The organism is Streptomyces hawaiiensis, assembly GCF_004803895.1.
Lineage (GTDB): Bacteria > Actinomycetota > Actinomycetes > Streptomycetales > Streptomycetaceae > Streptomyces > Streptomyces hawaiiensis.
This window is the reverse complement of sequence record NZ_CP021978.1, coordinates 8867890-8876928: the sequence shown is the minus strand read 5'-3', so window position 1 is coordinate 8876928 and position 9039 is coordinate 8867890. Positions and strand designations below refer to the sequence as shown.

Annotated in this window: 9 protein-coding genes and 1 pseudogene; 8 read left to right on the top strand and 2 right to left on the bottom strand. The window is 67.0% G+C overall.

Features of this window, described 5'->3' with window-relative positions; all coding sequences use genetic code 11:
* The 8 genes and pseudogenes from CEB94_RS40335 to CEB94_RS40310 form a co-directional block, all read left to right on the top strand.
* Window positions 1-333 (top strand): sigma-70 family RNA polymerase sigma factor (locus tag CEB94_RS40335; RefSeq protein WP_175436811.1); only part of this gene is annotated, 333 nt, incomplete at its 5' end.
* Window positions 330-950 (top strand): hypothetical protein, encoded by a 621-nt coding sequence (locus tag CEB94_RS41615; protein WP_246111624.1) that lies wholly within the window; start codon window positions 330-332, stop codon window positions 948-950. The genes CEB94_RS40335 and CEB94_RS41615, both read left to right, overlap by 4 nt.
* 215 nt (window positions 951-1165) lie before the next feature.
* A pseudogene (locus CEB94_RS41610) lies at window positions 1166-1611 on the top strand (helicase associated domain-containing protein); the annotation flags it as partial.
* Between the two features lie 149 nt (window positions 1612-1760).
* A complete protein-coding gene (locus CEB94_RS42460) occupies window positions 1761-2393 on the top strand; it encodes a TnsA-like heteromeric transposase endonuclease subunit (RefSeq protein ID WP_425472570.1) in 633 nt (210 codons plus the stop codon).
* Between the two features lie 265 nt (window positions 2394-2658).
* Window positions 2659-3198, top strand: a complete 540-nt coding sequence (locus CEB94_RS41605) for a hypothetical protein (protein ID WP_246112105.1) — start codon at window positions 2659-2661, stop codon at window positions 3196-3198.
* A gap of 7 nt (window positions 3199-3205) precedes the next feature.
* Entirely contained in the window at window positions 3206-3445 is a 240-nt protein-coding gene (locus tag CEB94_RS41600) for a hypothetical protein (protein ID WP_246112104.1), read from the top strand.
* Between the two features lie 639 nt (window positions 3446-4084).
* Window positions 4085-4588, top strand: a complete 504-nt coding sequence (locus CEB94_RS41595; RefSeq protein WP_246112103.1) for a hypothetical protein — start codon at window positions 4085-4087, stop codon at window positions 4586-4588.
* Window positions 4557-5825 (top strand): helicase associated domain-containing protein, encoded by a 1269-nt coding sequence (locus tag CEB94_RS40310; RefSeq protein WP_175436809.1) that lies wholly within the window; start codon window positions 4557-4559, stop codon window positions 5823-5825. The genes CEB94_RS41595 and CEB94_RS40310 overlap by 32 nt, the downstream gene beginning before the upstream one ends.
* A gap of 29 nt (window positions 5826-5854) precedes the next feature.
* Here the strand turns inward: CEB94_RS40310 and CEB94_RS40305 are convergent, their stop codons facing one another.
* Complete coding sequence (locus CEB94_RS40305; protein WP_175436808.1) at window positions 5855-6733, bottom strand: hypothetical protein; 879 nt, start codon at window positions 6731-6733, stop codon at window positions 5855-5857.
* Window positions 6734-6800: 67 nt separating this feature from the next.
* Complete coding sequence (locus CEB94_RS40300; protein WP_175436807.1) at window positions 6801-9014, bottom strand: DUF262 domain-containing protein; 2214 nt, start codon at window positions 9012-9014, stop codon at window positions 6801-6803.
* Between the last annotated feature and the right edge of the window lie 25 nt (window positions 9015-9039).

The window sequence follows — 9039 nt, the reverse complement described above, 5'->3', positions numbered from 1 at the left end:
CTGTCTCACGTAATCGTTGACGAATTCAGGAATAACAAGAAGCTCCCCATTATCCCGGTTCCCCCGGAGGTTCTCCCTGAGGGGACTTCATCAATCGGAATTCCGGAGTCAGTTCTCGTTGCTGAACTCCGAGCCGAGATTTACAAGTTCATCACCGAGTTGCCCAATGCTCAACGGAAGGTTGTTGACCTCGCTATTGTGAGAGAACTTCCGTTGGAGGAAGTGGCAGAGGAGATGGACGTCGAAGTGGACACCGTCCGGAGGTATCTCGGGGCGGCCCGTCGACGGTTGGAGAAGGCAATGGTTGCGTCATCCGAGGAGGTGTCAGCATGAGCAGTTGGATGTTCGATGAGGAGCGCGAAGCGTTCGGACGCCTGGTCCTGCTGGAGCTCTTTGACCAGGCATTGCGCGAGGAAAACCGGTTGGGTGAGGTCTCTTACCTCACCCTCAACCAGGAGGGCCGGCCTTCGGGCCGGCCCCCGGCCGGGGCCTGCCTCGTGACGGTTGAAAACCCGCTTCGGGTGCGGGACCTGCTGCGCGACCGGCGTCAGCGGGATCGACTGTGCGAGCTCTTCAAGCTGCTCAACAAAGACACGAAAAACCAACTAGAGCCCGCCGAAGAAAGAAGAGTCGCCGAAATCGCCGAGGCTTTTGGTGATCTTAAGGCTGCTTACGGTTGGTGGCGAAGGGCTGCTGCCAGCGGCGACGAGGACGCGAAAGACTATGTAGAGATCCTAGAAGAGGAGTTGGGGGTGAGCGATGTTCCAGACGATGCGGCTACATCTAGAAGGCTGTTTCGCGAACACTTCACTGTCCCTCAGGTACGACTCTTGAGGCGTTTCTGCAGTCGTGAGCAAATCGCGGAAGCTGAACTGAACGATCTATTCGGGGAGATCGAGCAGTTCCTTTCCAACCCAGACCAAGTCGCGGACGGTGGAAGGCGTATTTGAGCGAACCTCATTGGTGATCCCTGAACTCTCTCCATGAGAGGGAGTGGGTGAGAACTTCAGCGATGCGGCGGCTACCTCTTGGCAGAGGTAGCCGCCGCGGCCGTTCCGGCAGCACTCAGCAAGGACCGCGAGACAAACAAGGCGATGGTCGGCGCGGTCCTACCGGCGGGCCACAGGAACCTCGCCCCAGGGCAGGTGGAGCGAGGGCGAGGTTCGCCGACCTCGTCGACGCCGACGGCCGCCTGCCCGACATCGCACCCGGCGTCCTCTTCGGCGGCGACGACATCGGACGATGGCTCGCACGGCAACGCGACGCGAGTACCTGGGCGCAGTTGTCCACGAGCAGCAGGAACGGCTGTCCCAGCTGGGGGTGAAGCCCGTCCAGCCGTCATCTTCGGCCCCGGCGGCCACCCGCGCGACGAAGCCGGGCAAGGCGCAGCAGGCGTTCCAGCGCGGCCTGGCTGCCCGCACGCAGTGGGTGGAACGGGAAGGTCACCGGCCTGTACCGCGCGGCCACGCTGAGGAGATCACGGTCGACGGCGCGACGGAGCCGGTGGCCGTGAAGCTGGGCGTCTGGGTATAGAACACCAAATCGAGGCGCGACAAGCTCACCCAGGAGCAGCTGAATGCGTTGCGGGAGCTGGGCGTCACATGGGCGTGACGGAGTAGGTCGCCATGTGCCCATTACCTGATGGGATGCTCGTCAGTTGATGGTGCGTGTGGCAGCAAGGCTCCTCGGCGCACCTGGCGGTCGCTGATCCAGGTTCGTACAGCGCCCGTTTCCTGGATCCGTACGGTGGAGAACAGCTGATGCCGTGGGGCGAGGCCGCTCGTGTCGTTTCGTCTGGAGGACTGCGGTCCGGTACGTCCGTTTCCCCTGCGGTCTGGCCGTCGTTTCGCGCCGGGCTGGTGGTGGTCGGCTACCACCGGGCGGCTGGTGCACTACGGGTCGGGTGTCATGCGCCCCAGGTGATGCTGCTGGACCGTGATCCTTCGGTCACGGCGATGGCATGCCGCCCTGTGGAGCTGTCCTGGCGGGGATCTGAGGGGTCCGGGGTGTCGCATGTGCCGCATCTGATGGCGCGGTTCAGCGACGGCGGCGGTCTGCTGCTCGACTGTGCCGGACGAGGGGAGATCTCTCCCGGCTCGCACACCGTGCTGACGTCATGGCAGCGGCGGCACGTGCGGTGGGATGGCAGTACCGGGTCGCCTCGCCTCCCGAACCGGTTGTCGCCGCCTGGGCTGGCTGTCGGATACCGGCACCCTCGCTACCGGGACACCGCGCTCTTGGAAGAGGCGGTGCAGGTCTTTGCCCGTCCTCGGCCGCTGATCGAAGGGGCACGTGACCTCGGGGACACCATCAGGGTTCTCCCGGCCCTCTTCCATGCCCTATGGACCGGGTCGCTGTCAGCCCCGCTGAACGAGCCTTGCATGAACGGGTGACCGTGACAGCAGGCCCGGGCGAGGGGGCGTCTGCGTGACGGCGGCAGTACTCGATGTGGGGAGCCAGGTGCGGTTCGAGGACCGCTCCTGGACGGTGGTGATGCTCGAAGGGGCCGTGCCAGGTTGGTCGACTCGGACAACTCCCCGGCGACGGTGCTAGTGAGCTATCTGTTCGCCGCTCCTGACTTCGAACTCGTCGGAGCGGCCCGCCCTCAGGTGCCTCCGTTCGGGCTCCTGGAGGAACTGCCTGTGCAGGCACGTGAGCGTGCTGAGGCCTGGGAGCGGCACGTGTGCCGAGGTGGAGACCGGCCTTCCGGTGCCGGGGCAGGGCGGTGTGCCGCGGGCGGAGTTCGATCCGGCGCAGCGGACTGTGGCGGAACGGGAGGAGGCCAAGGCAGCGGAGTTGACCGTGGCGGGGCAGCAGACGAGTGCGGTGACCGTGCGGCGGATGCGGGCCCGTTACCGCGAGAAGGGGCTGTGGGGGCTGGTCGACCAGCGCACGGCGCGTAGGCGTTCTGTGGTGGGACGGGCCGATGAGCGTGTGGTCGCTGCGATCACTCAGGTGCTGGAGGCGCAGCGGGAAACGCTCCAGTGGCACGCTGAGCCGGCTGCGGCGCATGGTCGGGTGGGTTCTGGAGGAACCCATGGTCCCGGCGCGGTGGAGGTGCCGCCGGTGACGACGTTCAACCGGCTGGTGCACGCGCTCGCCGACGGCCACGGGCTGCTGGGGTCGGCGGCACAGCAGCGGCGGCGCACGTCGCGGCCGGCCCTCCCTTCACCCGACCGTGGCGCTGCGGCCGGGTGAGCTGGTGATGCTGGACAGTACGCCGCTGGATGTGCTGGTGGTGCTCGCCGAGGGGGTGACGGGGTCGGTCGAGTTATCGATCGCGTTGGACGTGGCAACGCGCAGTATCTGTGCCGCGGTGGTGCGTCCGGTGGGCACAAGATCGGTGGACGCGGCGGGTGCTGCTGGCGCAGATGGTCACGCCCATGCGGATGCGCCCGGGGTGGGAGACGGCGCTGGCGATGTCCCGGTCAGTCATCCCCTATGAGCGGCTGGTGTCGTTGGATGCGCGGCTGGAAGGGGCAGCGGCCCGGCCGGTGATCATGCCGGAGACGGTGGTGGTCGATCAAGGTGCGGTGTTCGTCTCCCATTCCTTCATTGCCGCGTGCGAGAGCCTGGGGGTGTCCGTTCAGCCCGCGCCGCCGGCCAACGGCCCGGCCAAGGGCCATGTCGAGCGGACGTTCCGCACCATCGGGGACCGGTTCTCCCAGTACGTGGCCGGCTACAGCGGCTCGGATGTCACCCGGCGCGGCACGCGCGTTGAGGACGAGGCGTGCTGGACGCTTGCGCAGGTGCAGGACCTGCTGGATGAGTGGCTGGTCACGACTGGCAGCACCGCCCGCACGCCTCGCTGCGCCATCCGCTGGCACCGGAAGCTCGCCCTGTCGCCGAACGAGATGTGGGGCGCGCTCGTGGGAGTCACCGGCTATATCCCGGTGCCGCTGAGCGCGGACGACTACATCGAGCTCATGCCCATCAAGCGGGTGGCCATCAACGACTACGGCATCCGCTTCGACTACCGCACCTACGACCACAAGGTCCTCAATCCGCACCGCAGCAACCGGTCGGGCGCGCCGGACGGCAGATGGGAGGTGCACCACAACCCCTACGACCCCATCAGATCTGGGTGCGGCTGCCCACCGGGTGGGAAGAGGTGCCGTGGATCCACCGCGGCTGTGTCAGCCTGCCCTTCACCGACTTCACCTGGCAGCACGTCCGTGCCGCAGTCGAGCGCCGCGGCGACCGCGTCGAGCACGAGCGGCAGCTCGCCCAGGCCCTGGACCGCCTCCTGCGGCGTGCGAGCAACGGTGCCGGGACCCGCCGCGAGCAGACGGTGGCGGCGCGCGCCAGCGCAGCAGCGTCCCTGGCCCGACCGGCCGTGCCGCAGGCGGCCCCGGACCCCGTGGCGGCTCCGACCCTCTCCTACGGCCTGGTGGGTGCCTTCACACCGCTGGAAGAAGAGGATCAGCAAGGGGAGACAGGGTTCGAGGACGGCTGGGACGAGGACGACGACCTGCCCGGCCCCGCTGACGTCGATGAGCCTGCCGGAGACGAACAGCCGGACTCCTCAGCCAAAGTTCCGCGTCCCTCTCGGATCTATGACGCCTACCAGGAAGCAGCACAGTGGTGACAGACGCCCCTGCCGACAGCACCCTTCACGACGGAGCGAGGGCTGCGGCGTACGCACCGCCGACCACGCGGGACGGCTGGCAGCAGTTCGTCGCCACTCCCCGCTCCACCCCCGCCAGCAGCACCTCCTCGCAGACCTGGGCCTCACCGCCGAAGGCGCCCGTGCCGCCCGGCCCCGCCGCATCCCCCAAGCCGCAGCCTTCGCGGCCGGTCTCGCCCACGCCCGCGCCTGGGCCCAGCAACACGGCAACCTCGCCGTCCCCGAACCCGCCCGCCACGACGGCTACCGCCTCGGCACCTGGCTGCGCACGCAACGTCGCCGCGCCAGCCGAGGAAAACTGCCCGCCGACCGCATCAAAGCCCTGGAAGCCATCGATCCCCACTGGAACCCGGCGGGAGGACTGCGCTGGCGCCAGGCCTACCTCACCGCCTGCACGCATACCACCGGCCGATCCCCGGCCACCACGGCCGATTTCAACGCGCTCCCAGCCGACACAGCGAAATGGCTGTTCACCCAGTGCTCCAGCTACGACAACCTCCAACCCGAGCAGCAACAGCAGCTCGCCGGCATCGGCCTCACCAGCGAACGGGCCCGCGCGCTGGCGCCACCACCGAAACCTCCCCAACCAACCCGCCCAGCCCGCCCACGGCTGAAGAACCCGCCCTCGGCCGTCGCCGCCGGCCTGCCGTACGCCCGGTCGTGGGCCGCCCAACACGGCAACCTCTCCTCAGCCGGCTACCGCACCGAACACGACGGCTTCCCCCTGGGATGGTGGCTGTACAAACAACGCCGAGCCGCCGGGGCCCACGTGAAACGCACCGGCCGGCCCTGGCCCCACAACCCGCCACTCACCGCGCTCGACCCGTGGTGGAACCCACCCTGGCGCGCCACCTGGAACCACAGCTGGCACCAAGCCCACACCTGCTACAGCACCGGCATGCCCTTCCCCAACCAGACCACCAAATGGATCCGCACCCAACAACGCACCTGGGACCAGCTCCACCCCCACCAACAACACCTGATGGGCACCATCGGCATCCACGGCCCCACACCCCTGCACCGCTACAACAGCCACCCAGCGAACCTGACCGACCAGCCAACAGAACTGATCAACACCCACGAAACCAACCCAGAGCAGCAAACCCGCAGTTCACAGGCCCACCCAGCCGGGGCCCGCAAGCAACGCCCGCCACCTCGCCAGCACACACCACACCGCCAGACCCAACCAACCAACTGATCAGCCCAGCTCAACCCTCCGGCCACCGATCAGAAAGAACGAACCACGACAGGAAAGATGGAAATGGTGGAATCCTGCGGCAGCTCCGCCTGCGCCCGCTTCAGCGCCTCGTAGACCAGCACTTCCTCACGGGAGTCGAAGACGAAGCCGTCCCGGTTGAGGGTGGGGGCTGTTCTCTTGGCACGTGCCCTAGATGCCTGGTTGGATGCTGTTCCCGCAGTCAGTCGCTCCTGCAGGATCTGCCGCCAGTGTCCATCGATCTCGGGGAGCGCGGGTGCGGCGGTGATGCCGCCGATGTCCAGGCCGTGCCGCCCCGCCACATGTTCGAACACCGGCTGGATCGCTGCGGTGACCTCTTCGGTGAACCGGGGGACGAGGTAGGGGGGCACGATGAGGACGGCGTCCTCCCAGTCCCCGAATCGGTTGCCGGGCACCAGTTCCACGTCTTCCACATCCGACAATAGGGCAGCAGCCCGGCTGTTGCCCTGCTCGTACATCAGGAACGCGGTCTGCGCCAGGACGAGTTGCAGGGTGGACGCCGCGGATTCGCCTGGCTGAGGCGAGGGGTCCGCGGTCGTGACGGCGACAGACACATGTACCTGCGCGGCCTGGCCTTCCGGCACGGAGTGGGCGAGGGAAGGCGGTGTTTTCCCCTGCACGACCAGCTCGATGGCGGGCGGGGGATTGAGAAGTTCTGCAAGCGCATCCTCGAGTACCCCGCGCGAACCCGAGCTGATGAAGTTGTCGTACGCGCCCTGATTGTTCCAGCTCAGCGTCAGCGTGGTGCCGTCGTAGGAGAGGACGTTCGCATTCTGCCCCAGGAGGATCCAGGCGAACCGCCGTCGGTTCCTGACCACTTCCAGGAGCTTCGGCCACAACTCGTGCATGCCGGCCGTCTTGTCCGCCATTCCGCCTCCCCACGTTCTGTTCCACCGCCAGCGTACGAGCAGACGCCGACAAGACCGTGCGCCTGAGCTACAGGGCTCCGGACGCCACGGCGCGGTCGCGCAGAGTTCGCAGGCTGGTGCGCACCCCTTGCTCGTCTTCGATGTGCCATTCGTTCATGCCCTGGCAGGTCTTGGTGCCGCGGGCGACAGCGCCGGCCTCGTCGACCCGCCCGTACGGGGTGCCTCCGGTGGCAGTGAGGATGATGCCGCCGTCTTCGTCGATGGTGGCCCAGTGGTCGGTGGAGCGGTAGGTGAGCACGATCCTCGTGCCGCCCGTGAGGATCCGGGCTGCGACCATTCTGGCGACATCCGTGCGGCGGCGCCCTGCAGCGGGCCTGCGGCGCGCGGCGACCACGGGCCTGATCTGAGCAGTCGGCTCGTTGGAGCCGGACGCGCTGGGCAAGGTGACGGGCAGGCCGAGGCGCTCCGGGTTCCAGATGTGCTCGAGCAGGCTCAGATACAGTTCCTGGCGGGTCTGGACGACGGAGGTCATCGCCTCCCGGGGTCCGAACGGTCTGAGGACCTTGTCAAGCTTGTGGGTCTTGATGAACTCGCGCAGCAGGGGATTCCGTTGGTCGTAGCCGGGGGCGATAATGCCCAGCAGGACGTTGCTGCGGGCGTAATAGGCGGCCTTTCCGTTGAGGGGCAGGTCGTTGATGCTGGAGTTCTCGCGCCCCATGAGCAGGCCGAGGCCGCCCAGTTGGTTGCGGCGGCTGCGGAAGACAACCGGGTCGGGTATCTCCTCCTCCACACGGTGGTGGTGGTTGGCCCACAAGTGCTCGATGTGGAACCGTTCCCGGTCGAGGTAGGCGAGCACGTCGTGCGGCCGCTGGCAGGCCTCTTCGACGTAAGCGGTGGCCCGAGCCAGCAGGTAGCGGATCTGGTGGGCGTTGTTGCCGCGCAGTCCCAGGGTGGCCGCATCGCGTATCGAGCCCCCGTCGTGGGTGACGCGATCGCCCAGCGCGGAGGCGACGTCGGCCGTGGTACGGCACTTGCGCAGGAGCGGAACGAGCGTGTCATGGACCAGGGAGTTGGAGTCCGCTGACTGCACAGGCAGGTCCTGCAGGACTCTGAGGGCGTACCAGCGGTCCATGTAGACAGCGACCAGACGGCCCTTGTCCTTGGCGTCGGAGGGCCGGTCGTCGGGATCGATGGCGGCGAGGATGGCGATGGCCTGGCAGCTGAGTCCGTTGCGTTCGTTGAAGAGCACCGTCTCCAGGCGGTCGCCGCCTGTCTTGAGTGCTCGGCTGGCGGCGAGGAACGGCCGAAACAGTCTGGCCGACTTCAGCAGGTCCTGCACGAAGTGCAGAAAGTTACTGGGACGTTCGGGTACCAGTCCCAGGTAAGCGGCGTTGTGGCGGACCCACACATTGAGGTTGCTGTCGATCTGCCGGCGGTCGTCTTCCCGGCCCTCACGTGCGCAGCGGGCCATAAGGAAGGCTTTGATGAAGCGGGAAGCGGCGGTGGGGTCCTCCCGGTCAGTGGCCAGTTCCCGCAGCATCTCGTGCCATTGGGTGTTGAGGTGGTCTTCGTTCGCTCCGACGTGGGAGAGCAAGTGGCTCTTCAGAAGGTCCACGGCGGTGAGGCGGGCGCCACGGTCGTTCATCGTCTCGAACATCCGGTAGCCATGATCGGAGCTGGCCGCCCGGATTCCGACCAGGACCACCCGGTCCAGCAGCCACTCGGTGAACCGGGGGAGGTTCTCCGCATCGAGCTCTTCCGCGAGCTGGGATTCGATCTGCTGGCTACGTGCCCACAAGTTGCGACGGGAGAGGGAGTCCCCCACGCCCGTTTCGTACTTGCGGGCCTCAGCGACCGCCCTCAAGACGGGCTCGTGATCGGTGATGCCGAGCGCGAAATGTTCTCCGTCGATCGTGATCACCCGGTTGAGCCGGTCGACCGCCCTGGCGTCCCCACGCTCCTGCGCCGAAAGCCGCAGCTGCAGGAAGAGCAGATGCAGCGTGACGAACCGCTGCTGCCCGTCGACGAGATAGCGCCGGTTCTTCGACGGCTCGTAGTAGACGAACGGCCCCAGGAAGTACTGCGGTGCGGTGTGCGGCCGGCGCAGGTACGCCGGATCCGTCGACCAGTTCCTGAACGATCCACACAGATCCCGCAGCAGGGTGCGGATTTCGTCCTCGCCCCAGGTGTAGTCACGCTGGTAATAGTCGATCTCATAGGTCACTTCACGGAACAGTTCCTTCAGGCAGAAGCCCTGGGACCTGATCTCGTCCGAACCCATGACACCACTCCCCACCTGCCCGGTT

What these genes read in the sequence shown, in the direction of transcription:
- CEB94_RS41615 (WP_246111624.1), top strand. Translation starts at nt 330, where the DNA reads ATGAGCAGTTGGATGTTCGATGAGGAGCGCGAAGCGTTCGGACGCCTG.
- CEB94_RS40310 (WP_175436809.1), top strand. Translation starts at nt 4,557, where the DNA reads ATGACGCCTACCAGGAAGCAGCACAGTGGTGACAGACGCCCCTGCCGA.
- CEB94_RS40305 (WP_175436808.1), bottom strand. Translation starts at nt 6,733, where the DNA reads ATGGCGGACAAGACGGCCGGCATGCACGAGTTGTGGCCGAAGCTCCTG.
- CEB94_RS40300 (WP_175436807.1), bottom strand. Translation starts at nt 9,014, where the DNA reads ATGGGTTCGGACGAGATCAGGTCCCAGGGCTTCTGCCTGAAGGAACTG.
- CEB94_RS42460 (WP_425472570.1), top strand. Translation starts at nt 1,761, where the DNA reads ATGCCGTGGGGCGAGGCCGCTCGTGTCGTTTCGTCTGGAGGACTGCGG.
- CEB94_RS41600 (WP_246112104.1), top strand. Translation starts at nt 3,206, where the DNA reads ATGCTGGACAGTACGCCGCTGGATGTGCTGGTGGTGCTCGCCGAGGGG.